Source organism: Faecalibacterium sp. BCRC 81149 (genome assembly GCF_022750605.1).
GTDB lineage: Bacteria > Bacillota > Clostridia > Oscillospirales > Ruminococcaceae > Faecalibacterium > Faecalibacterium duncaniae.
This window is the reverse complement of sequence record NZ_QXJA01000007.1, coordinates 90,423-111,812: the sequence shown is the minus strand read 5'-3', so window position 1 is coordinate 111,812 and position 21,390 is coordinate 90,423. Positions and strand designations below refer to the sequence as shown.

At 61.1% G+C, this 21,390-nt stretch carries 27 protein-coding genes and 2 tRNA genes; 10 read left to right on the top strand and 19 right to left on the bottom strand.

Annotated features, from left to right (window positions below; translation table 11 throughout):
• Position 1: 1 nt before the first annotated feature.
• The 10 genes from D3F01_RS09505 (at position 2) to D3F01_RS09460 (ending at position 5,974) form a co-directional block, all read left to right on the top strand.
• Positions 2-874, top strand: coding sequence for a phage tail domain-containing protein (locus D3F01_RS09505; protein ID WP_242888179.1), 873 nt, complete (start codon positions 2-4; stop codon positions 872-874).
• Positions 871-1,884 carry a siphovirus ReqiPepy6 Gp37-like family protein gene (locus tag D3F01_RS09500; protein ID WP_242888177.1) on the top strand — a complete coding sequence of 338 codons (1,014 nt, stop codon included), beginning with the start codon at positions 871-873 and terminating at the stop codon, positions 1,882-1,884. The genes D3F01_RS09505 and D3F01_RS09500 overlap by 4 nt, the downstream gene beginning before the upstream one ends.
• A 4-nt stretch (positions 1,885-1,888) precedes the next feature.
• Positions 1,889-3,337, top strand: coding sequence for a collagen-like protein (locus D3F01_RS15950; protein ID WP_278252027.1), 1,449 nt, complete (start codon positions 1,889-1,891; stop codon positions 3,335-3,337).
• Positions 3,338-3,348: 11 nt separating this feature from the next.
• A complete protein-coding gene (locus D3F01_RS09490) occupies positions 3,349-3,702 on the top strand; it encodes a hypothetical protein (RefSeq protein WP_242888175.1) in 354 nt (117 codons plus the stop codon).
• Between the two features lie 31 nt (positions 3,703-3,733).
• The gene (locus D3F01_RS09485) at positions 3,734-3,880 is read left to right on the top strand and encodes a hypothetical protein (RefSeq protein WP_242888173.1); all 147 of its coding nucleotides are present in this window, start codon (positions 3,734-3,736) and stop codon (positions 3,878-3,880) included.
• Between the two features lie 14 nt (positions 3,881-3,894).
• Positions 3,895-4,278: a hypothetical protein gene (locus tag D3F01_RS09480; protein ID WP_242888171.1), complete on the top strand. Its 384-nt coding sequence runs from the start codon at positions 3,895-3,897 to the stop codon at positions 4,276-4,278.
• The gene (locus D3F01_RS09475) at positions 4,259-4,885 is read left to right on the top strand and encodes a GH25 family lysozyme (RefSeq protein WP_242888169.1); all 627 of its coding nucleotides are present in this window, start codon (positions 4,259-4,261) and stop codon (positions 4,883-4,885) included. Before D3F01_RS09480 ends, D3F01_RS09475 begins: the two co-directional genes overlap by 20 nt.
• A 5-nt stretch (positions 4,886-4,890) precedes the next feature.
• Positions 4,891-5,214, top strand: a complete 324-nt coding sequence (locus tag D3F01_RS09470) for a hypothetical protein (protein ID WP_242888166.1) — start codon at positions 4,891-4,893, stop codon at positions 5,212-5,214.
• A 3-nt stretch (positions 5,215-5,217) separates the two neighbouring features.
• Complete coding sequence (locus D3F01_RS09465; RefSeq protein WP_242888164.1) at positions 5,218-5,469, top strand: phage holin; 252 nt, start codon at positions 5,218-5,220, stop codon at positions 5,467-5,469.
• A 157-nt stretch (positions 5,470-5,626) separates the two neighbouring features.
• Positions 5,627-5,974: a sporulation initiation factor Spo0A C-terminal domain-containing protein gene (locus D3F01_RS09460; protein WP_242888154.1), complete on the top strand. Its 348-nt coding sequence runs from the start codon at positions 5,627-5,629 to the stop codon at positions 5,972-5,974.
• Between the two features lie 92 nt (positions 5,975-6,066).
• Here the strand turns inward: D3F01_RS09460 and D3F01_RS09455 are convergent.
• The 19 genes from D3F01_RS09455 to D3F01_RS09365 form a co-directional block, all read right to left on the bottom strand.
• A tRNA-Tyr gene (locus D3F01_RS09455) sits at positions 6,067-6,152 on the bottom strand.
• 185 nt (positions 6,153-6,337) lie between these two features.
• Positions 6,338-6,412: transfer RNA gene (locus tag D3F01_RS09450), tRNA-Thr, on the bottom strand.
• Positions 6,413-6,478: 66 nt separating this feature from the next.
• Positions 6,479-8,299: a glutamine--fructose-6-phosphate transaminase (isomerizing) gene (gene glmS / locus D3F01_RS09445; RefSeq protein ID WP_173016437.1), complete on the bottom strand. Its 1,821-nt coding sequence runs from the start codon at positions 8,297-8,299 to the stop codon at positions 6,479-6,481.
• A gap of 467 nt (positions 8,300-8,766) precedes the next feature.
• Entirely contained in the window at positions 8,767-9,318 is a 552-nt protein-coding gene (locus D3F01_RS09440; protein ID WP_005932121.1) for a hypothetical protein, read from the bottom strand.
• Entirely contained in the window at positions 9,315-10,184 is an 870-nt protein-coding gene (locus D3F01_RS09435) for a DUF5685 family protein (RefSeq protein ID WP_242888151.1), read from the bottom strand. Before D3F01_RS09435 ends, D3F01_RS09440 begins: the two co-directional genes overlap by 4 nt.
• Positions 10,185-10,202: 18 nt before the next feature.
• Positions 10,203-11,402, bottom strand: coding sequence for a class I SAM-dependent RNA methyltransferase (locus D3F01_RS09430; RefSeq protein ID WP_117535039.1), 1,200 nt, complete (start codon positions 11,400-11,402; stop codon positions 10,203-10,205).
• A gap of 86 nt (positions 11,403-11,488) precedes the next feature.
• A complete protein-coding gene (locus D3F01_RS09425; RefSeq protein ID WP_117505283.1) occupies positions 11,489-12,037 on the bottom strand; it encodes a S1 RNA-binding domain-containing protein in 549 nt (182 codons plus the stop codon).
• Positions 12,038-12,110: 73 nt separating this feature from the next.
• The gene (locus D3F01_RS09420; protein WP_097771020.1) at positions 12,111-12,416 is read right to left on the bottom strand and encodes a septum formation initiator family protein; all 306 of its coding nucleotides are present in this window, start codon (positions 12,414-12,416) and stop codon (positions 12,111-12,113) included.
• A gap of 45 nt (positions 12,417-12,461) precedes the next feature.
• Positions 12,462-12,932, bottom strand: coding sequence for a hypothetical protein (locus tag D3F01_RS09415; RefSeq protein ID WP_242888149.1), 471 nt, complete (start codon positions 12,930-12,932; stop codon positions 12,462-12,464).
• The gene (locus tag D3F01_RS09410; RefSeq protein WP_005933464.1) at positions 12,932-13,198 is read right to left on the bottom strand and encodes a YabP/YqfC family sporulation protein; all 267 of its coding nucleotides are present in this window, start codon (positions 13,196-13,198) and stop codon (positions 12,932-12,934) included. Before D3F01_RS09410 ends, D3F01_RS09415 begins: the two co-directional genes overlap by 1 nt.
• Positions 13,199-13,298: 100 nt before the next feature.
• Positions 13,299-13,544, bottom strand: coding sequence for an RNA-binding S4 domain-containing protein (locus D3F01_RS09405; RefSeq protein WP_005933461.1), 246 nt, complete (start codon positions 13,542-13,544; stop codon positions 13,299-13,301).
• Positions 13,545-13,692: 148 nt separating this feature from the next.
• Complete coding sequence (locus tag D3F01_RS09400) at positions 13,693-13,962, bottom strand: HU family DNA-binding protein (RefSeq protein ID WP_005933459.1); 270 nt, start codon at positions 13,960-13,962, stop codon at positions 13,693-13,695.
• Positions 13,963-14,000: 38 nt separating this feature from the next.
• Complete coding sequence (locus tag D3F01_RS09395; protein WP_242888146.1) at positions 14,001-14,732, bottom strand: MazG family protein; 732 nt, start codon at positions 14,730-14,732, stop codon at positions 14,001-14,003.
• Positions 14,733-14,926: 194 nt separating this feature from the next.
• Positions 14,927-15,373 carry a zinc ribbon domain-containing protein gene (locus D3F01_RS09390; RefSeq protein ID WP_097771017.1) on the bottom strand — a complete coding sequence of 149 codons (447 nt, stop codon included), beginning with the start codon at positions 15,371-15,373 and terminating at the stop codon, positions 14,927-14,929.
• Positions 15,374-15,554: 181 nt separating this feature from the next.
• Positions 15,555-16,493, bottom strand: coding sequence for a nucleoside kinase (locus D3F01_RS09385; protein WP_207684499.1), 939 nt, complete (start codon positions 16,491-16,493; stop codon positions 15,555-15,557).
• The gene (hemZ, locus tag D3F01_RS09380) at positions 16,459-17,928 is read right to left on the bottom strand and encodes a coproporphyrinogen dehydrogenase HemZ (RefSeq protein WP_117505291.1); all 1,470 of its coding nucleotides are present in this window, start codon (positions 17,926-17,928) and stop codon (positions 16,459-16,461) included. The genes D3F01_RS09385 and hemZ overlap by 35 nt, the downstream gene beginning before the upstream one ends.
• An 18-nt stretch (positions 17,929-17,946) precedes the next feature.
• A complete protein-coding gene (locus D3F01_RS09375) occupies positions 17,947-18,564 on the bottom strand; it encodes an MBL fold metallo-hydrolase (RefSeq protein ID WP_242888143.1) in 618 nt (205 codons plus the stop codon).
• A 53-nt stretch (positions 18,565-18,617) separates the two neighbouring features.
• Complete coding sequence (gene dtd, locus D3F01_RS09370) at positions 18,618-19,079, bottom strand: D-aminoacyl-tRNA deacylase (RefSeq protein ID WP_097771014.1); 462 nt, start codon at positions 19,077-19,079, stop codon at positions 18,618-18,620.
• Between the two features lie 3 nt (positions 19,080-19,082).
• Complete coding sequence (locus D3F01_RS09365) at positions 19,083-21,386, bottom strand: bifunctional (p)ppGpp synthetase/guanosine-3',5'-bis(diphosphate) 3'-pyrophosphohydrolase (protein ID WP_156075352.1); 2,304 nt, start codon at positions 21,384-21,386, stop codon at positions 19,083-19,085.
• Between the last annotated feature and the right edge of the window lie 4 nt (positions 21,387-21,390).

The following is a 21,390-nucleotide window of genomic DNA, read 5'->3' as shown; positions in this document are numbered from 1 at the left end:
AATGCCATTCAGAAAAGACCATTTGCAGCTGGTCACGGATGCCGGGGCCACTCTCGACATCGGGTGGGCTTACGGCACGCCCTACTCCCTCGACCCCATCAATGGCGTAGACGTGGACGTGCAGACCGCACAGGGCGTGAACCAGGTGGGCGTGAGCGTGGAGCGCCAGAGCGTGGCCGGGGTGAGCCGTGAGCTCATCATCCACTGCCACAGCTCCCACGGCGATGCGGATGCGGAATTACTGCTGGAAAAGCTGCCCTATTTCACCAGCGGCACAATGTATTTCGAGGATAAATTCTTCTGTCGTTTCGTGCTTTCCAAGACCCCCTACACAAAGAGCATCCACCCCTACCCGGTGTTGGCCTTCATGCTCTTCTGCCCGAAACCCTTCTGGTACGACCTGACCGCCCAGAGCTTCTGCATCAACGGCTTTGTGCCCAGCTTCAGGCTGCCCATCAATTACAGCACACCCCACCGTTTCGGCGTGCGCACCTCCATCGGCTGGCTGAATGCCTATAACCCCGGGGCGCTGGCAGTGCCCTTCACGGCCACCCTCAAGAGCGACGGCGCAGTGGTCAACCCCACCGTGCTGAACATCATCACGGGCCAGAGCATCCGCATCCTGACCACCCTGACCCCGGGGCAGGTCATCGAGATCTACCGCACCACCACCGACAAGCTGGCCGTCAAGCGGACAGAGGACGGCACGGAGGAGAACATTTTCGCCCTGCTGGACGAGGACAGCGACCTGCTGGAGCTGGCCCCCGGGGACAACTTACTCAAAGCCACCGCCGACAGCGGCGAGACCAGCCTGCAGGTGACGGTGCGCTTTTACCCCATGGTTTCGGGCATTCTGCCGGAGGTGATCGCATGACGCTGGATGTGCTGGATGAACTAACTCTTGCCCGGCTGGGCCGGGTGGAGGTATGGGTGAGCCTTTACTGGGACGAGCCCTACAACACCGAGGGGAGCATGACGCTGGAAGTCAGACCCACCGAAGAGAACCTTTCCCTGCTCCGGGAGGGCCGCTGGCTGCGCCGCAGTGACAGCGATGTGCCCATGCGCATCTGCCACCGGAGCAACGAGAATACCGACAGCAATCTGGTGGTCACCGGTTTCCCGGGAACGTGGATCTTCACCAAGCGGGCCTGCACCAGTACCGTGAAGAGTGAAAACGCGGAAGCCGCCATGCGCAGGCTGGTCAGTGCCATGCAGCCGTGGCCCAAGCTGGAGCTGGGAGAGCTGGTGGGCTTTGACACCACCTACACCGCCCAGACCTCCGGCGGCAGCATCATGGACTACCTGATGACCATCGGCGCGGCCTGCGACCTGGGCTTCCGGGTGCGGCTGGCAGGCAAGAACGCAGATAAAAAGCTGCTGTTCGAGGTCTACCGGCCCACCGCCGACCTCAACAACAGGTTCAGCACAAAGTGGGGCAACCTGCAGCAGGCCGCGTGGGCCTTCGGGGATTCCGACTACGCCAACGTTGCCATCGTGCAGGGCGCTGGCGAGGGCGAGAGCCGGGCCACCGTGACCGTGGGCCTGACGGATGCCACCGGAGCCGACCGGCGGGAGCTGTATGTGGATGCCCGGGATGTGCAGCCGGACGAGGAAAAGGGCGAGACCAGCAGGAGCGAAGCCTACCTTGAGCGGCTCATGGCCCGGGGCACCACAAAGCTGCTGGAACAGCTGCGCACCGGCTCCATTGAGCTGACCATCGATGCCGAGGGCCTTTCCCCCGGTGACGTGGCCTTCTGCACCATCCCGGAGCTGGGCTACAAGGCCACCGTCCGGGTGGCCGATGTCATCACCCAAAGCCAGAGCGACAGCACCACCCGCACCGTGCGGCTGGGTACGCCGGTCTGGCGCAAGCTAAGGAGATGATCTTTTGAGCAAAATCGTTTTATATCCCGCCAACGACTGCGACTTCGATGCCGCAGACGTGGCGGCCTACCTTGCGGGCCTCACCTCGGGTGTGTTTAGCGGAGCTGAGGACTTCCCGGTGACAGCCGCAGGCGGGCTGACGGTCACCGTGGGCGCGGGCCGTGGCTGGGTGCACCCCAGCCGTTTCACCGGCTACTCCATCACAAAGCGGGAGGCCGACACCCTGACCCTGCCGCTGGCCGACCCGTCTCTCCCCCGCATCGACCGCATCGCCATGCGCTATGATGCCGGTGCCAGAGCCGCCAGCCTGCAGGTGCTGCAGGGCACGGCATCCAGCACACCCACGGCCCCGGCCATCTCCCGCACCGAGCTGATCTACGACCTCTGTCTTGCCGAGATCACCCGCCCGGCAGGCTCCACCAGCATCACCACGGGCCAGATCACCGACACCCGGCTGGACGAGGCGCTCTGCGGCCTCGTGCGGGACGGTGTGACCGGCATCCCCACCGACGAGCTGCTGGCCGCTGCCAAGGAGCGCATCGCCACGCTGGAGGAGAACGCCAGCAACAGTGCTGCCGCCGCCAAGGACAGCGCGGAGGCAGCCAAGACCAGCGAGACCAAGTCCGCCGCCAGCGAGAAGAACGCCAAGACCAGCGAGACCGCCGCCCAGCGGGCCCTGCAGGACACGGAGACGGAGCACACCGCCGCCTTGCAGGATATCGCACGGGCCCGCACTGCGGCCCTGAACGACGTAGCGGCCTCCACCAAGACGGCCACCGCTGCGGCAAACGCCGCAACCCAGCAGGCCACCGCCGCTGCGGGGAGCGCTTCCACCGCCGCCACCAAGGCCGGGGAGGCATCCACCAGCGCGGAGGCGGCAAAGGTCGATGCCGACCGGGCAGAGAAAGCCAGCACCAACGCGGCCAATGCGGCCACCAATGCCGTGAAACAGGCCAAGGAAGCCGGAACCTTTGATGGTCAGTCGGCCTATGCGCTGGCTGTTAAGCTGGGGTACACCGGCAGCGAAGCTGACTGGATCGCCAGCCTGAAAGGTGCTACCGGCGCACAGGGTCCGCAAGGGCCCACCGGGGCAACAGGCGCTACCGGCGCACAGGGTCCGCAAGGGCCCACCGGGGCAACAGGCGCTACCGGCCCACGGGGGCCGCAAGGGCCGCAAGGCCCGGCGGGTGCTTCAGCGGTAGCGGCCAGCGGCAGTAATTGGGTAAGATTTTCAGATGGTACGCAGATATGCTGGGGAACCAATTACGGTGGGAGGGTGGGTTTTCCTGTGTCTTTTGCTAATACAAATTATACACCTGTTGGGTCACTGGATACTCAGTATCCTGAGAATTATAATTTTGGTTTTCAAGACAGTAGTACAACCGACATGCGTATTAACACCTCTGGTGGAACATTAAAAGTCCATTGGATTGTTTTTGGCCGCTGGAAGTGAGGTGAACGCAAATGGAGATCAAACCCGGAACAAAAATCCTGAAGCCGGTCATCACGCAGGAAGAGTGCGATGCCTATTCTGCCGTTGTGGATGCCATTACCACCCACAATGCAGCGGCTGCCGTGGGCGAAGCCCTGTGGAGAATGGACGATCAGCCGGAGGCTTACGTTGTGGTGGAGGCCGGCACGCAGCCAGACCCTGCCGATGCACCGAAGCCGACCCCTACACTGGAAGAGCGGCTTGCTACGGTGGAGAGCGCCCAGACCCAGATGGCGCAGCTGCCGGAGACGCTGGAAGCCCTGAAAAACGAAAACGAAATGCTGAAGCAGTGCTTGCTGGAAATGAGCGAGACTGTCTATGCATAAAATCACACAAAAAATCGAAAGGATGGTACTTATGATGGCTATGTTATGGGCACAGGAAATTATGTCCGCTGAGACCGTGGAGGAGGCAAAAGCTTTGTATGAGCGCTGCCCCCGCTTGCTGAAGGAGAAGGTCAAGGCAATTCTCGTCAAGAGCGGCTTTGAGGAAATCACGCAGTAAGGAGGCGCAGAGCAATGGATGACCTGAAGGTGCGCATCACACTGGGTGACACGACCCTGGAGGGAACATTGGACGAGCTGCTCGAGAGCGGAACTTTCAAAATGGAGTATGACCAGGCAGGGCTTAACAAGATCGTGCAGGAAGCTGTTGCCCTACAGAGAGCTGAGTATCAGAGAGACCCGCAGCATTACCATGTGCATACCATGACCATGGACGAGCTACCGCATCATCCCTGCACAACAAATGGGATTCGACAATTCCATGCATGGCCAATCTGCAGCGGAAAGCATGTCACGATTTGGCCCAATGATGACGGCGGTACGAGTTGGCGAGTTTATGTGGGAGGCACTTTGAATACTGCAGAGGAGGCGCAGAGCAATGCCAAGAACAATACTTGACGTGAGCAAATGGCAGGGCAGCATCAACTGGGACAAGGTCAAGGCAAGCGGCAAAATCGACGGCGTGATGCTGCGGGTGCTGGGCAGCAAGGGCGGCAAGCCCTACCTCGACCCCTATTTCGCCCGCAACTACGCCGAGTGTGCCCGGCTGGGCATCCCGGTGGGCGGCTACTACTACACCTGTGCCGTCACGCCCCGGCAGACGGAGGAGGAGCTGGCCGCCCTGCGTGCTGCGCTGGCGGACAAGAACTTCCAACTGCCCCTTGCCATCGATGTGGAGGACCCCCGCCTGCGCTCCCTGGCCCCCGCAAAGCTTTCGGACCTGGTGGCCGAAGCCGCTGCCCAACTCGAAGCGTGGGGGCTGTATGCAATGGTGTACACCTACACCAATTTCGCGGATACCGCCCTGGCCGCCCAGCCGCTGGCCCCGTATGACCTCTGGCTGGCCGATTACCGCGGCAAGCGCCCCGCCCGCCGCCACGGCATGTGGCAGTACACAAGCAGCGGCAAGATCCCCGGCGTGAGCGGCCCGGTAGACCTGAGCCATGCGTATAAGGACTACGCCGCCATCATCCAGCGGGCCGGGCTGGGGCAGGTCAGGGGGTGAGACCGATGTGGCAGTTTATCTTGCAGCACCTCTGGGAGCTTGCCTTCACCGGCATCTCTGGGGCGCTGACCGCGGCCTACCGCCGCCTGACCAAACGCATCAAGGCACAGGACGACGAGCGCAAGGCCATCAAAGAGGGCCTGCTGGCCATCCTGCACGACCGGCTGTATCAGGCCTGCCAGTACTTCATGGCGCAGGGCTCGATTGATGCCAGCGGCCTGAAGAACATTGAGTATTTGTACAAGAGCTACCATGCACTGGGCGGCAACGGCACGGGCACCGAGCTGTACCGCCGTGTTATGGCTTTACCGATCAAACAGGAGGACTGACCTATGACTAACAGAAAAATCCCCGCCGCGACCATTGCCCGCACCGTCGTGCTGGCACTGGCCCTCGTCAACCAGCTGCTGAGCGCGGCAGGCAAGCCGGTGCTGCCCATCGACAGCGCCAGCGTAGAGCAGTGGGTGACGGCTGGCCTGACCACCGCTGCCGCCATCTGGGCATGGTGGGAAAATAACTCCTTCACCCCCGAGGCCATCCACGCAGATGAGCTGCTGGATCAGATGCAGGGGAAGATCAAGTAAGATCCAATTACCGTACACAGCAGCAGCCCCGGGGAGCCTGATGGTTCCTCGGGGCTGTTTTCTTTTGGCATGTTTCGGCATATTCCGACGCATTCCGCATTATCCAGCACATTCTGACATTTTCCGGTTAAAGTTGGATAGAAAGGATGTGCAAACTATGCCCGACGTGAAAATTTCGAACTCCCCCGCCCAGCTGGATCAAATCCTCCGGCCGCTGGGGATTACCCGGAGCTCAAAGAATTACCGTGTTCTCTGCGACTGCGTGGCTCTGATCTGTGAGCAGGAGGACCGGCTGGAAGCCGTACAGAAAGAGATCTATACCCCCATCTCAGACCAGCGAAGCTGCAAGTGGTCTGCCATTCAAAGTGCCGTTCGGCGTGCAGCAGAGAAAGCCTGGGCGCTCAATCCCGAAGGCGTTCAGCAGTTGGCTGGCTACCCGCTGACCGGCGCACCCAGCGCGGTGCAGTTCCTGGAGATGCTTTACAATGCCGTGGTGAGGGGGTAACGAAAAAGGCTGCCACGCGAAAAAGTGGGTTTGACTGTGGGTTACGGCAAAAGAAAAACACCCAGAAACTTACGTTTCTAGGTGTTTTATCTTGGTGGGCGCGGGTGGATTCGAACCACCGAAGCTGAAAAGCAGCAGATTTACAGTCTGTCCCCATTGGCCACTCGGGAACACGCCCATATCCTATTTGCAGTCATCGCTGACTGCCTATATATTTTATCATCTGAAGTGGCATTTGTCAACTACTTTTTCCACGGATTTTCTCTTTTTCTGTCGTTCTCTATTTTCCTGCGTTTTACCGCAATAAAAGCACTTTCTATAACAGCAAAAGACCCCAAAACGTTTTCCGTTTTGAGGTCTTTTTGGAGCTGGTGACAGGAGTTGAACCTGCAACCCATTGATTACAAATCAATTGCGCTGCCATTGCGCCACACCAGCATCGGTTACCTAGATAGTATACCACCAGCGGGCGGGTTTGGCAAGGCTTGATTTCTGATTCTACGGTTATTCCACGGTCACGCTCTTGGCGAGATTGCGGGGCTTATCCACATCACAGCCGCGCAGAACAGCCATATAGTAGGCAAACAGCTGCAGCGGAACGATGAGCTGCAGGGGCATCAGCAGGTCATCGTAGTCATCCAGACGCACCACATAGTCGGCCACGCCATCGGGCACCACGGCATCCCGGGTGGTGAAGAGCAGGACCTTCGCGCCGCGGCTCTTGGTCTCCTTGGCGTTGGAGATGGTCTTTTCGTAGACCTGCTTCTGGGTGGCAAGGGCGATCACCGGCACGCCGTCTGTTACCAGACTGATGGTGCCATGCTTGAGTTCACCCGCCGCGTAGGCATCCGAGTGGACATAGCTGATCTCCTTCAGCTTCAGGCTGCCCTCCAGCGAGAGCGAATAGTCGAACCCGCGGCCGATGAAGAAGCAGCTCTGGGTATTGACGAAACGGCTGGCCAGATACTTGATCTGCTCACAATCGGCCAGGCGGGGCTTGATGACCTCCCCGGCTCGAAGCAGCTCTGCTGTCAGGCGGCGGATCTCGGCATCGGTCTGCATTCCCCGGGCGTAAGCCAGCCGCAGGGCGAACAGGTAGAGCACGCACATCTGCACCATGTAGGCCTTGGTGGAGGCCACGGCGATCTCAGGGCCGGCATAGGTGTACATGACATAATCCGCCGCGCGGGCAATGCTGCTGCCCACCACGTTCACAATGGCCAGCACCGGCACACCCCGGCTCTTGGCCAGCTTGAGGGCAGCCAGCGTATCGCTGGTCTCGCCCGACTGGCTGATGATGATGACCAGATCCTCCGGCCGCAGGATGGGGTTCCGGTAGCGGAACTCGCTGGCGATCTCCACCTGTGCAGGCACCCGGGCCAGCGCCTCGATGGCAGCCTTGCCCACCATGCCCGCGTGCATGGCCGTGCCGCAGCCCACCAGATGCACCGTACCGATGCGGCGCAGCCGCTCATCCGTCAGCTCAGGAACGCGCAGGTCGGGCAGACCGTTTTCCACGCGGGGGCTCACTGTGGCCGTGATGGCCGCAGGCTGTTCGTTGATCTCCTTCAGCATGAAGTGCGGGTAGCCGCCCTTTTCAGCAGCTTCCTGATCCCAGTTGGCGGTCAGAACTTCCCGCTCCACCGGCTCCGCGAACTCATTGTAGAAGCGGATGCCGTCGGCGTTCACCACCGCCATGTCCCCCTCTTCCAGCACGCTGTACCGGCGGGTATATTTCAGCAGCGCCGGGATATCCGACGCAATAAAGTTTTCCTCTTCGCCCCAGCCCACGATGAGCGGGCTCTCCCGCTTGACCGCGAACAGGGTATCCGGGAAATCCCGGAACAGGACAGCCAGCGCATAGCTGCCCCGCACCATGGCCAGGGCGGCGCGCAGGGCTTTGAGAGGCTCGCCCTCATAGCAGCTGTCGATGAGCTTGACCAGGACCTCGGTGTCGGTCTCGCTCTCAAAGGTATAGCCCTTGGCCATGAGCCGCTCCTTCAGCACACCATAGTTTTCGATGATGCCGTTGTGGACGATGCTCACCCGGGGCGTGGAATGCGGGTGGCTGTTCACATCGCTGGGCTCCCCATGGGTCGCCCACCGGGTGTGGCCGATGCCGCAGCCGCTCCGGGCCAGAGCCTCCACCGCCAGCCGCTTGCGCAGCTCCGCCAGACGACCCTTGCTCTTGACCACCCGGATGCCGCCCTCCAAAGCCAGGGCCACACCGGCGGAATCATAGCCGCGGTACTCCAGCTTTTCCAGACCATCCAGCAAAACATCCTGTGCATTCCGTTTTCCAACATAACCAACAATGCCACACATACAAAACACCTCCATGCCGACAGCCCGGCGCAAAAACGCGCACAGCACAGCTGTCAGCCTCCTGTAACAGTTTATGTTCTTGTATGGCTTTCTTTGAGGGAATCTGTTACGGTATCACTGCCGATTTTTGCCCCTCTCTGCGGCTGGTATAGCCCATGGTCAGCCGGAGAAACATCCGCCGAAATTTTCGATGATTCCTCTCCTCGTCACCCTCACGGCTGTCACCCGTGTGGCCCGGCGCTTTGTGTCAACTGGTGGTAGACATCACTCCTCTCAATTAGAATCCTCTTAGACAAAGCCCTGCTATTAAACCCCACCGTCATCCCTTCTGGATGACACCGCCCCTACTAGGGGCGGCCTTGGCAGAGCAATACAGTTTGTGTATATAGGGAAACTTTACGAAATGCCAAGGGCCCCACTATTAGGGGGGGCTGGCGGGCATAAGCCCGCCTGAGGGGTTTGACCCATTATCTTTTTCCCAGCATCTTATGCAGCTTCGGCCGCCACACCAGCTGATACACCTGCAGCAGGTTGTGGAGCGCCCGGTCATACAGCAGAAAGGCAACGTTGCCCATGGCAAGGGTGGCCAGCGAGACCACCAGCGCGGTGGTCTTCAGTTCCTGCGAAATGCTGCCCGCAGGCACCAGCAGCAGCACCAGCCCGTACATGGCCAGCACGGCACCGTTGCAGAGCAGCAGCTTGCACAGCACCCGCACCAGCGGCAGACGGATGCGCTCAAACCGGGGCTTGACCAGCGGGTAATACCCCAGCAGGAACACAAAGACCAGCGCCACCTCCTTATCCGGCACAAAGAGCAGGCTGAGCAGGCTCACCGCTCCGTAGGCTGTCAGGGCCATGGTCCTGCCGCACTCCACGCAGACCGTGGCGATGAGCAGGCTGGCCACCGCCGGGGCAATGAACATCAGCACCGGCACCACGGCCCCCAGCAGCATCAGGGCCACGCTCAGGGCAGCAGCCATGCCGCAGTAGGCCATCGCCCAGCTCTTGCGGGCCTTCACGGCAGCTCCCAGCGCACGGGCTGGTTCTCCGGGTCCAGCGGCTCCACCGCATGGCGCAGGCCCAGGATCATAATATTGTCGATCAGGCTCTTGTTCAGCTTGACATCCAGCATCCCGTAGGCGCGCACCAGATCGTTTGCCGCAGCCAGCGACTGCCGCCGGGCATTTTCCAGTGCAGCACCGGGGTCCTCGACACCGTTGACCAGATACACATTGTACCGCTCGGCCCGCTTGTCATCGGCCACACGGCCCGCCTTATCCAGCAGGTAGAACACCCGCCCGATGCAGCTGCCGATATAGCGCATACTCTTGCGCTGGCTGTTCTCATCGGTGGCAAGCGTGGAGTAGAGCGCGCCGTAGATGTTGCTCATAGGCTCGGCAACCTCGGTGTAGTTCTTGGCGTTCAGGTTCATCTGAACGATCGCCTGCTCCTGCTCCTGTTCAAACAGCCGCTCCAGCGCGGGGTTCTCCTGCACGGCCTTTTCGTAGGCGCGGCGGAGCAGGATGCGGTCGATGGTGCGCTTCACCCGCTGTTGGAAGGGCAGCTCGTCACAGCGGCGGTCCTGCAGCTTATGCCAGCCCAGCAGCACCTCCACCTGCGCGGCCAGCCGGATGCCCTGCGTCTGGCACATCATCGGCCTCCAGCAGAGCGTCCAGGGCAGGCGCACCTTTTTGCAGGTCGCCTCCCGCCCGGCCAGGCTGTCTGACAGCAGTGCGAACAGAACCCCGTTGTGCTGCAGCAGGCTGCACGAGTAAAGCCCGTAAGTCGTGTTCAGCTGATACTGCACGCCCCGCAGATACCACTGGTAGATATTATAATCCCGGATGGTAAGCTCCGGAAGATAAGGCCGCATCGGACCGTCCATGTCTTTTTGTTCTCCTGTTTACTTTTTCTTGAACTCGGCGGTACGCTTCCCGTCAAAGCCCTGCTTGGGCATCGGCTTTGCCTTGTGCTCAAACTTGGGGGCCTCGTAGTACATATACAGCTGGCAGGGAATCATACCGTTGTACATCTTGCGGCGCTTGTTGGCGCGCTTGCCGTAGTGGCTCTCAAACTCCATATCGGCAGTGATGGCGTACAGGCCCGCGCAGGGATGCTCGGCCATCTGCTGGCCCAGGGTGCGGGCCAGCTTGGCGGCACCCTCGATGGTGCTCATCCGCTCGCCGTACGGGGGATTGGTCAGAACGATGGCTTCGGGCTTTGCCGCAAAGTCAGCGACATCGGCCACCTCAAAATGGCAGCGCTTTTCCACACCGGCCAGCTTTGCGTTGGCATTGGCCAGTGCCACGGCGGCAGGGTCGATATCGTAACCAAAGGCTTCAAAGCCCACATCCAGCTTGGACTCTGCCAGCGCTTTCTGGCGCTGCTCGGCCCAGAGGGAAGCGGGCACAAAGCTGTAGCGCTCGGCGGCAAAACGGCGCTTGAGGCCGGGGGCAATGTTCATGGCCTTCTGGGCGGCTTCGATCAGCAGGGTGCCGCTGCCGCAGAAGGGATCTTCCACCAGACTGTCGCGGCGGACACGGCCCAGGTCGGCAATGGTCGCGGCCAGCGTCTCACGGATGGGGGCCTCCATGGCGTTGCGGCGGTAGCCGCGCTTGTGCAGGCCCTCGCCGGTGGTATCCAGCATGATCTCGCAGACATTCTTGCGCAGCATGAAGCGGATCTTGTACTCCGCGCCGGTCTCGGGCAGAACAGAGGTATGATGCTTGTTCATCAGGCGCTTAACCACAGCCTTTTTGATGATGCTCTGGCAGGCAGGCACGCTGGTGAGCTGGCTATTCAGGGAAGAGCCGGTCACAGGGAAGGCGGCATCGGCGGGCAGCAGCTCTTCCCAGGGGATGCTGTACACGCCGTCAAACAGCTCATCGAAGGTGGAAGCGGGGTAGGTGTTGAGGAGCAGCATCACGCGCTCCACCGTGCGCAGGTTCAGGTTGGCGGCAGCGATCATCTCCGGCCCGCCCGCAAAGGTCAGGCGGCCATCCCCTACCCGGATGTTCTCGGCCCCGATGCGGGTCAGCTCAAATTTCGCAGTTGCCTCGCAGCCAAAGAAGCAGGGCGCGATCAGTTCAAATTTTGCAGGCATTCTGGTTCCTTTCTTGTCCGTGGGCGTTGCCGCACCACCAAAAAACAGGCCCGCCCCGCTGGGGCAGGCCCGGTTCGTTCTATGGCTCAGCGGCCGCGGCGGGAGCGCGGTGCATAACCGCCGCCGCGGCGGTTGTTGGTCTCGTGGTCGAGGTCGGCCATCTTTTCCTCGCTCTGGCTCTTGAAGCGGCTCATCATATCCTCAAAGCTCAAGTTATCGCTCTTGGCCGGAGCCTTGGGCTGCCACACACGGGGGGCTGCGTCCCGGGCAGGGCCGCGCCCACCCTCACGAGGGGGCCGTCCGCCGCGGGAATTGCCGAAATGGCCGCCCTCGCGGGGGCCGTTCTGGCGCGGGCCGCCGGGCCGGGGCCCACGGTCACTGCGCGGCTGACGGGGTGCCGGCGGCAGCAGCCGCTTGATGGACAGCGCGATCTTGCCGTCCGGTGCAATGTTGATGACCTGCACCTTCACAGCATCGCCGTCGTGCAGCACCGTGTTGATATCCTGCACATATTCATTGGACACCTCGGAAATGTGGACCATGCCCGATTTGCCCTCAGGCAGCGCAACAAATGCACCAAAGGGCTTTACGCCGGTCACACGGCCTTCCAGTACGTTCCCTACCTCAATTGCCAAAACTCAATACTCCTTGCTCTCTTTTTGTGGGGGCACCGGGTCTGTCCGCAGAGCTGCCCGGCGGGGTGTGCCCTCAGTTGCCGGTCACATCCACAAAGATGCGCTCGTTGGGGGCTGCGTAGTTGTAAGAATCCCGGGCGACCCACTCGGTCACATCGTCGGCATCGCCGCTGAGGATGCGCTTCATCTCCTCGTTCTGGGTCTTTTGCTGTTCGATCTGCTCGTTCAGCGTCTGCAATTCCGCACGCCGGGAGCTGATGGACACCTGATTGGAGATGTAGGCCGCCAGCATACTCAACAGCAGCAGAATGAAGAAAAGACGAAGGATCGTCCGCACAAACGGGCTGCGTCTGCGCTTTTTCCGGGTGGTATTTGCCATTTTTCAGCGCCTCCTGTGCTCAGCAGGCCCGAAACGCCTGTACTCTTACTTTGATACGTTAGAATTATACAACAACCGCCGTGTGCTTGGCAAGTTCTTTTTCGGTTTTTTTGCGCTTCTTTTTTGCGTGCGGCGCGCTCTGACCTGCTCCGCCCGTTTTTTGCGGGCTGCTGCCAGCGGCTGCAATGCCCGCCGGGCCAGCCGGAGCGGCCCCGCTGCCAGCCAGAACAGCCCCTGTTCCAACGCCCGCAGGGCAGGCCGCAGAAGCCGTTCGGCCCCAAAGGCGCAGAGAAAGGCACTGCCCAGCATGTACCACCGCAGCACGCCCCCGGCGCTCAGGGCGGCGGCATAGCTCTGCAGCCCCAGCAGGACAGCCCCCACAAGGGCCATATCCGGCAGGAACGCCGCCCGCCCCCTGACCGGAAACACCGCGCGCACGCTGCCCAGCACAAGGCCCAGCAGAGCGCAGGCAGCCGCCTCCTGCCCGATGAGCGCGGGCGCAAGAGCCGGTGCCATCAGCGGAGCAGCCGGGACAGAAAGCCGCCCGGGGTGCGCGCGGCGGTGTACTCCACCGTATCGATGCGGCCCGTCAGCTTCACTTCCCCGCTGTCGAGGTCAAGGCTGGTCACGTTGAGCTGTGCCCCGGCCAGCTGCAGCACGCCCCGGGCTGTTTCAATGGCGGCGCTCTCCGCGTTGCACTGCAGCACCCGCCTGACTCCTGTTACCGTCAGCTTTTCCCGGTTCTCCAGGATGAGGTCACTGTTCCCCGCCTGCTCTGCCATGCACCTCTCCCCCTTCTGGTGAAGGTTATGCAAACAGTTTGCGGGATAGAACAAACCACACCGTCATTGATGACGCGATGCCACCGCAGGTGACTGTGGGTCATTCGCTGATGATCTCGTACATCTCCCGGGCCACATCCTTGGTGCGGGGCTCCACGTCAGAGAGCACCTTTACCTTGATGGGCCGGTTGCCGAAGGTGACCTCGATGATGTCTCCTTCCTTGACCGCCTGGCTGGCCTTGGCGATCTTGCCATTGATGAGGATGCGGCCCGCATCGGCCACCTCGTTTGCCACGGTGCGGCGCTTGATGAGCCGCGAAACTTTCAGGTATTTATCCAGTCTCATGTTATGATCCTCCAGAAAAGCAGAACCTCTCTGTCATTGCGCTTTGCCCGCTGCCGCGCCTCCGGACAGGAGAGCCGACGCAATGTGCCTGAGAGGTTTTACAAAAAAACCGCCGGAACCACTGCGGCCCCGGCGGCAAAAATCAAACTTACAGGGTATCCTTCAGAGCCTTGCCCGGCTTAAAGACAATGCTCTTGGAAGCAGCGATGGTGATGGGCTCACGGGTGCGGGGGTTGATGCCCTGGCGCTCTGCGCGCTCACGGATCTCAAAAGTGCCAAAGCCGGAGATGGTGATCTTCTCACCCTCAGCCATTGCCTTGCTCAGTGCGTCGAAAGCGGCATTGACAGCCAGCTCGGCGCTCTTCTTGCTCATCTCGGTGTTTGCTGCAACCTGTGCGATCAGATCGGTCTTGGTCATAATGGGTACCTCCACAAAATTTTACTCAGCTTTTTCTATCAGACAGTGGCAGGGCATTCCTGCCCGTCCGAATCTTCGGTCTTTTGCAGCAGCTCCTGACGGAACCGCCCGGATGCAAAGGTCAGGGCCTCTTCCGCGTCCACACCGGCCAGCCGCATGGCATTGGCCGCTGCAAACAGCAGTGCTCCGGCCCGCTCGGCGGCGTTTTCCGGCACCGCTTCCTCCCAGCCGCGCTCGGCAGCCTTCAGGGCAGCGGCGGCATCCTCTGCCGTCTGCGCAAACGCGCCCTTGCGGGCGGCACGCTTCTGCATCTTCTGGGCATACATCAGGGCGGGCAGGGTGGCCGGAACCGTGTTCAGCTCATCCGCCAGCGTGGTGCGGCCCTTTTCCTTATTTTTGAGCGCATCCCAGCTGTTTATACCGGCATTTTCAGCCGCCGAGGCGGCAAAGATGTTCGGGTGCCGGAACACCAGCTTCTCGCACACCTCCCGGCAGACCTGCTCGAAATCGAACCGGCCCCGCTCTTCCTCAATGACGGTATGGAACGCCACCTGCATCAGCACGTCGCCCAGCTCCTCGCGCATCATGGCCGCGTCGTCGGCATCAATGGCTTCCAGCGCCTCGCAGGTCTCCTCCAGAAAGTTTTTTCGGATGGATGCGTGGGTCTGCACCTTATCCCAGGGGCAGCCGTTTTCTCTGTCACGCAGAATGCGGATAATCTGCAGCAGATCCTCCGCCGTGTAGCGTTCCCGTTCGGGCCAGTCCTGCATGGGTGCACTCCCCTTTCCTCTGCTCAAAAACCTGAGCTCGATTGTACCGCAGAATCCGCGATTTTTCAAGGGGACAAGCGCATTTTCCGGCTTTTCATTTCAATTGTTTCCAGAATTTTCACACTTTACCCTGTTTCTGTGCAGAAAGGGCGGCATCCCCCTACGGGGACACCGCCCTTTCAAGGCTTTTGGGGTTACAGCTGTGCGCCGCACTTGTTGCAGAACAGCGCATCCTCAGAGACCGGCGCACCGCACTGGGGGCAGGTCTTTTTGTCCGTGTCAGGCTTTTTGTCCTTTTCCACGGTCAGCTCAATGGTGATGCCGCTGCCCTCGGCGGGCTCCTCGTCCAGATCGTGGGTGATGACCTCGGCAGCGGGGCCAAGGCTCTCTCTGAGGGCGTTCAGGTTGGCCTCGATGCTGCCGATCATCTCGATATACTTATCCACAAGGGGCTGGTTCTCCTCGTTGCCCTTGGCCAGGCTGTAGACCAGTGCACCCAGCTGACGTTGTGCCCGGGCAAGCTTGGTCTGCTCCGAGACGATCTTTGCCTGCGTTCTGCCGCGCTCTGCCAGATCCATGGCGGCATTGCGGCCCTTTTCCGCGTACTCCAGACCCATTTCCTTGATCTTATTGAAATCCATAATGACACCTCTCTTACGGGTATTGGCCCTGTGTGTGCTGTCAGATGATGGTATCATTATAGCGCACTCAGGCACTGATTGCAACGAATCCCTCACAACTTTTACAGTTTCGTGCGGATTTGGAAACAGTTTTTTCGCATTTGGACAAGAGGATGGAACGTTTTCCCCGCAGAGCGCGATTTTATTTTACGGCACTGCCGTAGAACTCCCGCAGCATACTGTCGGCGGGCAGAAGCTCCAGATCCAGCGGGACCACGTGCTCAAAGCGGCGGGCAGTCTCGTCCCAGAGCTCGGCGTTGTGGCCCTCCAGCGTGAACTGGCGGCGCACGATGCCCAGCAGCCTGGAGATCAGGCCCAGCTCATAGGTAAAGGAGGTGTCCAGCAGAAAGTCCGCCGTGGTCTTGAAGCCCTTGATATACCGGGTCTCGCCGTCCAATACCCGGTCCCACATGGCAAGGGTCTTTTCGGGGCTGCGGCCCCGGGCGGCAGCGTCCCGCAGGGTGCGGCGGCACAGGCGGATGTCCTGGGTGTTGATGACCCGGCGGCCGTCGATGGCATATTCCTCCCGCAGGCCGGCGTAGATGCGGTAGACATCCTCCGCGGGCACAAGGCCGGTGAGCTCCGGGTTCAGGGCATGGATGCCCTCCACGATGCAGACACCGCCCTGCAGGTCCACGGCCTCGGTCTCGTCGGAGCGCCGCTCGTTGGCAAAATCATAGATGGGCAGGGTGGTCCGGCCCGTCTCGCTCAGCTCATGCAGGCACTGCCGGACAAGGGGCAGGTCCATGGTATCGGGGTTTTCGTAATCCAGGGTGCCGTCGGGCAGGCGGGGGTAGAACTCCGCCCCACGGAAAAAATTATCCAGGCTGACCACATGGGCGTATGTTCCCTGCCGGATCAGCTCCTCGGCCAGCTTGTGGGCGCTGGTGGTCTTGCCGCTGGCCGACGGGCCGGTGAGCATGACGATCTTGGTGCCGGAAAAGCGCACCTTTTCGGCAGCGTACTTCACGCGGTCGCGGTAGCTCTGCTCGCTCAGGGCGGCAAGTTCCTGCGGACTGCGGGCGGCAACGTTGTACAGCCCGACTTCAACCAGACGTTTCGGGACCCAAATCGTGATCATAAAAATCAGCCACTCCTTTTTTGCGCTCCAGTACCTCCGCAAAGCGCTGGATATACTCTGTCGGATACTTGAAATTGAAGATGCGCTGCATCCGTCGGCCGCCGTCGGCCACCAGCTTGGTGCTGCCGCCTGCTCCGGCCGAAAGGATGGTCTGGACTTCCTCCATGATATAGATATTATAGTACCCCTCGTGGCCCGGCTTGCACCAGCCCACATTTTCCAGATTCTGCAGGGTGTTCTTCTGGCGGTAGAGGTAATAGGGGCGATATCCTGCATCGGCCAGCAGCTGGCATTTTTCCAGCATAGCCGCTACGTCTGCGTAGTCGTTCTCCTTCTGATCCTCGATGACGATGCGGGAGGCCCGCTTGAGGGTCAGGGTGTGAACGGTGATGTTCTCGGGGTCCAGCGCGATGGCCTGCCGCAGGCTGTGCTCAAAGCCCGCGACTGTATCGCCGGGCAGGCCCGCGATGAGGTCCATGTTGATGTCCTCATGGCCCGCTCTCCGGGCATCGGCATAGCAGTCCAGGATATCCTGCGCCGAGTGCCTGCGGCCAATGCCCGCCAGCACCTCGTCCGAGAAGGTCTGGGGGTTGATGGAAATGCGGGTGGCACCATACTCTTTGATGACAGCCAGCTTTTCGGCATCGGTGCAGTCGGGACGACCCGCCTCCACCGTGTACTCCACCACCTTGGAGAGGTCGAAGTTCTCCCGCACCGTACCCATGAGCTGGCGGAGCTGGTCAGCGGACAGGCTGGTGGGGGTACCGCCGCCGATATAGATGCTGCACAGCTTCAGTCCCGCCTTGTCGGCCTGCTCCCGGATGGCCTCCACCTCTCTGCACAGGCAGTCCACATAGGGCTGCACCAGCTTGCGGTCCCGGTCAAGGTTGCAGCTGACAAAGCTGCAGTAGCTGCACCGGGAGGGGCAGAACGGGATGCCGAGATACAGGCTGTACGTTTTGGGGGCGCTACCCAGCTTCAGGATGGGCTCCTGCAGGTCGGCGATGGCCTTGGCCATGTCGTACTTCTGCCGGGAGCAGTCAAAGCGCTCCAGAAAGAACCGGTCGATGTCGGCTTCGGTCCAGCCCGCGGCCCGCTTGTCGTGGATGAGCCGCACCGGGCGCACACCGGTCATCTTGCCCCAGGGCGGGCGGATGCCGGTCCAGCTCCGCAGCAGGTCGTAGGTCAGGCTGGCAAGGGTGAACTCCACCGTCTCGCCGCCTGCTTCCACGGGGCGGGGCAATGGAGCCGCCGCATCCCTGCTCTGGCCCTGCTCCCGCACCATGGCGTACAGACTATCCTCTTTTTTCTCGGCCCAGACACAGTCCTCGCCCTCTTCCGGCGGGGTAAGGGTGAGCGGAGCCATAGGGTAAAACAGGCGCACCAGATGCTCCACCTCGTAGCCGGAGGGCAGGCCGGTAATATAAATCTTCATGTTTTTCTCTCTTTATCCTTAAAAGTCCGCATTCCCGCCGCGCAGGGCGCTGCGGATATAGAAATTGTTCGCCAGTTCCTCGCCAAAGGTGGAAAAATCCCCGTGGCCGGGCAGCAGCTGGGTCTCTTTGGGGATGGGCAGGCCCGCCAGCTTGCGCAGGCTGGCATCCATTTTCTGCATACTGCCGCCCTCCAGATCGGTGCGGCCAATACTGCCCTGGAACACGGTATCGCCCACAAAGAGATAGTCCCCGCACAGCAGCACCACGCCGCCCTCGGTATGGCCGGGGGTGTGCCAGACGGTAAAGGTCAGCTCATCCACGGTGAGCTTTTCCCCCTCCTGATAGCCGCTGTCCGCGCTTTTCAGGGGAAAGAGCTGGCTGCCCCTGCAGTCGGCAGGCTCACAGTAGATCCTGGCCTTCCACTCCCGGCTCAGCACCCCCGCACTGCCCACATGGTCATAGTGGCCGTGGGTGCAGAGGATGGTGGTGAGCGTCGCGTTGTTCTCTTTGAAAATTTTATCGTACTCCTGCACTTCGGCGGCGGGGTCAATGACCACTGCATGGCCCGCTTCGGAGATCAGGACAAAGCTGTTGGTATAAAGCGGCGCAGCGCCGAGAAGATGAAATGCTTTCATATCCTATATCCTTCTAACTGTTCAGATGTTCCGGCTTTGCCGGGGGCGGGCCGTTACGAGTGGTGCGCCCACTCGTCCGTGTCGATGACAATGGTGCAGGGCCCCTCGTTCACCAGAGACACCTGCATATCCGCGCCGAACTCGCCGTGCTGCACGTCCCTGAGGCCCTGCCGGTTCATCTCGGCAAGGAACAACTCGTAGGCATCCACCGCAAGCGGGGCCCGGGCCGCTTTGATAAAGCTGGGGCGGTAGCCCTTTTTCGTGTCACCGTAAAGCGTGAACTGGCTGACCACCAGTGCCGAATAGCCCAGGTCCTTTGCACTGAGGTTCAGCTTGTCGTTTTCGTCCTTGAAGATGCGCAGGCCCGCGCACTTATCCGCCAGCTTGGGCACGATGTCCAGCGTATCGGTATCCCGGACACCCAGCAGGATGACCAGGCCGGGGCCGATGGAGCGGGGCTCCCCGCCGTTGACCCGGACAGAAGCGGAGGACACTGCCTGAATGACTGCACGCATGGTTTAACTCCTTGTCACTTTGAGCACATCCTTGACCTTGGACAGACGCGCCACCACGCGGTTCAGGTGCTCGGTATTGTTGATGCCGATGGTCAGGCTGACCACGGCGCAGTTGTTTTCCACCTGACGGGCGTTCATGGTGTAGATGGGCACCCGGATATCGGCCAGAGCGCTCAGCACATCCCGCAGCAGCTCATTGCGGTCCAGCGCCACGATCTCAAGGCCGGCCTTGTAGCTGTCCTTGACGCTGTCGGCCCAGTAAGCCTTGACCCAGCGGGGGGCGTTGGTGGGGTCCTTCATGCTGGAGATGGCATTGACACAGCTCTGCTTGTGGATGGACACGCCAAAACCGCGGGTGATAAAGCCCACGATGGGGTCGCCGGGCAGCGGACTGCAGCACTTGGCAAACTTGATGGGGGTGTTGTCGAAGCCCTCCACCACCACACCGTCGGTGGCGTGGACCTTGCTCAGATCCACCTTGGCCAGCTGCTCGTTCTTGCCCTCCTCGCTCTTCCGCTTCTGCCACTCTTCCTTCAGCTTGGGCAGGCAGTTGGCAATGGTGATGCCGCCGTAGCCGATGGCGGCATACAGCTCCTCGGCGTTGTTCTGGCGCAGGCGGCGGCAGCAGCTGCCGATAAATTCATCCAGCTCGTCGTCGGGGATGAAGATCATCTCCCGGCGCAGCTCCCGGGCCAGCGTGTCGCGGCCCTCCTGGATGTTTTCCTCCCGGCGCATCTTCTTGAACCAGTTGCGGATCTTGCTCTTGGCCTCGCTGGTGCGCACGATCTTCAGCCAGTCGCGGCTGGGGCCCTTGTCCGCCGGGCCGAGGATGACTTCAATGATCTCGCCGGTGGAAACAACGTGGTCAATGGGCACCATCCGGTTGTTGACCTTGCAGCCCACCATCCGGTTGCCGACGGCGGAGTGGATGGCATAGGCAAAGTCGATGCAGGTGGCACCCGTGGGCAGGTTGATGACATCGCCCTTGGGGGTAAAGGCAAAGACCTCCTCGGGCAGCAGGTCGCTCTTCAGGTCATGGAGCAGGTTGCCGGAGTCCTCGCTGACGCGCTGGTTTTCCAGCAGCTGGCTGACCCAGGCCAGGCGCTCATCCAGCTTATCGTGTCCATCCAGCCCTTCCTTGTACTTCCAGTGGGCGGCAACGCCGTACTCTGCCTGTTCATCCATCTTGCGGGTGCGGATCTGCACCTCAAAGGGGATGCCCTCGTGGCCGATGACGGTGGTGTGCAGGCTCTGGTAGCCGTTGGGCTTGGGGGTGGAGATATAATCCTTGAAGCGGTTGGGCAGCGGGTGGTACATATCGTGGATGAGGCCCAGGGTGCTGTAGCACTCGGCCAGCGTATCCAGAATGACACGGACGGCATAGATATCGTAGATCTCATCGAAGGACTTGTTCTGCATGATGGTCTTGCGGTAGATGCCGTAGATGCTCTTGACGCGGCGCTTGATGGTGGCACCCTCGATGCCGCTCTCCTTCAGCCGCAGCTCGATGACACTGGACACTCTGGCAAGGAACTCCTCCCCTGCACGCTCGCTCAGCATCTTGCTGATCTCCTCGTAGCCCACGGGGTCAAGGTAGTGCAGGCTGCGATCCTCCAGCTCCTCCTTGACGTTCAGGATGCCCAGACGGTTGGCGATGGGGGCATAGACCTCCATCGTCTCACGGGCCTTGTCGCGGCGCTTCTGCTCAGGCCAGGCATCGCCGGTGCGCATATTGTGGAGCCGGTCGCAGAGCTTGATGATCATCACGCGGACATCCCGGCTCATGGCCAGCAGCATCTTGCGCAGGTTCTCGGCCTGCAGCTCCTCGATGTTGGAGAACTGGATCTTGGTCAGCTTGGTCACGCCGTCCACCAGCAGGGCCACTTCCTCGCCAAAGGCGGCGGTCAGGTCCTCCAGCGTGGTGGGGGTGTCCTCCACCACATCATGGAGCAGGGCGGCGGCAATGCTCTCCGAATCCATGCCCAGATCCAGCACCAGGCGGGCCACGGCCAGCGGGTGGCAGATGTAGGGCTCGCCGCTGCGGCGGCAGACCCCGTTGTGCGCCTTGTTGGCAAGGTCATAGGCCTTGGTGATCATCTCCATGTTGTAGGCCTTGCCGCTGGCCTTGATGGCCTCGCAGAGCTTCTCCCAGGTAACGATCTCAGGCCGCACCTCGCTGGGCAGGGCACCCTCGGGCGCGTCGGCCGGCAGGGCCGTGGCGTTCACGGTAGACACCTCCGGCACCGGCTGATGCAGATGCGTTTTTGCGGAGTAAAGATCCTCCGCAGGTCTCTTTCCCTCTGGCATATTT

What these genes read in the sequence shown, in the direction of transcription:
- D3F01_RS09410 (WP_005933464.1), bottom strand. Translation starts at nt 13,198, where the DNA reads ATGGCAGAGCAGGCGGGGAACAGTGACCTCATCCTGGAGAACCGGGAA.
- D3F01_RS09365 (WP_156075352.1), bottom strand. Translation starts at nt 21,386, where the DNA reads ATGCCAGAGGGAAAGAGACCTGCGGAGGATCTTTACTCCGCAAAAACG.
- D3F01_RS09400 (WP_005933459.1), bottom strand. Translation starts at nt 13,962, where the DNA reads ATGACCAAGACCGATCTGATCGCACAGGTTGCAGCAAACACCGAGATG.
- hemZ (WP_117505291.1), bottom strand. Translation starts at nt 17,928, where the DNA reads ATGAAGATTTATATTACCGGCCTGCCCTCCGGCTACGAGGTGGAGCAT.
- D3F01_RS09465 (WP_242888164.1), top strand. Translation starts at nt 5,218, where the DNA reads ATGACTAACAGAAAAATCCCCGCCGCGACCATTGCCCGCACCGTCGTG.
- D3F01_RS09405 (WP_005933461.1), bottom strand. Translation starts at nt 13,544, where the DNA reads ATGAGACTGGATAAATACCTGAAAGTTTCGCGGCTCATCAAGCGCCGC.
- D3F01_RS09490 (WP_242888175.1), top strand. Translation starts at nt 3,349, where the DNA reads ATGGAGATCAAACCCGGAACAAAAATCCTGAAGCCGGTCATCACGCAG.
- D3F01_RS09500 (WP_242888177.1), top strand. Translation starts at nt 871, where the DNA reads ATGACGCTGGATGTGCTGGATGAACTAACTCTTGCCCGGCTGGGCCGG.
- D3F01_RS09460 (WP_242888154.1), top strand. Translation starts at nt 5,627, where the DNA reads ATGCCCGACGTGAAAATTTCGAACTCCCCCGCCCAGCTGGATCAAATC.
- dtd (WP_097771014.1), bottom strand. Translation starts at nt 19,079, where the DNA reads ATGCGTGCAGTCATTCAGGCAGTGTCCTCCGCTTCTGTCCGGGTCAAC.
- D3F01_RS09395 (WP_242888146.1), bottom strand. Translation starts at nt 14,732, where the DNA reads ATGCAGGACTGGCCCGAACGGGAACGCTACACGGCGGAGGATCTGCTG.
- D3F01_RS09480 (WP_242888171.1), top strand. Translation starts at nt 3,895, where the DNA reads ATGGATGACCTGAAGGTGCGCATCACACTGGGTGACACGACCCTGGAG.
- D3F01_RS09420 (WP_097771020.1), bottom strand. Translation starts at nt 12,416, where the DNA reads ATGGCAAATACCACCCGGAAAAAGCGCAGACGCAGCCCGTTTGTGCGG.
- D3F01_RS09375 (WP_242888143.1), bottom strand. Translation starts at nt 18,564, where the DNA reads ATGAAAGCATTTCATCTTCTCGGCGCTGCGCCGCTTTATACCAACAGC.
- D3F01_RS09430 (WP_117535039.1), bottom strand. Translation starts at nt 11,402, where the DNA reads ATGCCTGCAAAATTTGAACTGATCGCGCCCTGCTTCTTTGGCTGCGAG.
- D3F01_RS09415 (WP_242888149.1), bottom strand. Translation starts at nt 12,932, where the DNA reads ATGGCACCGGCTCTTGCGCCCGCGCTCATCGGGCAGGAGGCGGCTGCC.
- D3F01_RS09470 (WP_242888166.1), top strand. Translation starts at nt 4,891, where the DNA reads ATGTGGCAGTTTATCTTGCAGCACCTCTGGGAGCTTGCCTTCACCGGC.
- D3F01_RS09485 (WP_242888173.1), top strand. Translation starts at nt 3,734, where the DNA reads ATGATGGCTATGTTATGGGCACAGGAAATTATGTCCGCTGAGACCGTG.
- D3F01_RS09390 (WP_097771017.1), bottom strand. Translation starts at nt 15,373, where the DNA reads ATGGATTTCAATAAGATCAAGGAAATGGGTCTGGAGTACGCGGAAAAG.
- D3F01_RS09505 (WP_242888179.1), top strand. Translation starts at nt 2, where the DNA reads ATGCCATTCAGAAAAGACCATTTGCAGCTGGTCACGGATGCCGGGGCC.
- glmS (WP_173016437.1), bottom strand. Translation starts at nt 8,299, where the DNA reads ATGTGTGGCATTGTTGGTTATGTTGGAAAACGGAATGCACAGGATGTT.
- D3F01_RS09435 (WP_242888151.1), bottom strand. Translation starts at nt 10,184, where the DNA reads ATGGACGGTCCGATGCGGCCTTATCTTCCGGAGCTTACCATCCGGGAT.
- D3F01_RS09385 (WP_207684499.1), bottom strand. Translation starts at nt 16,493, where the DNA reads ATGATCACGATTTGGGTCCCGAAACGTCTGGTTGAAGTCGGGCTGTAC.
- D3F01_RS09475 (WP_242888169.1), top strand. Translation starts at nt 4,259, where the DNA reads ATGCCAAGAACAATACTTGACGTGAGCAAATGGCAGGGCAGCATCAAC.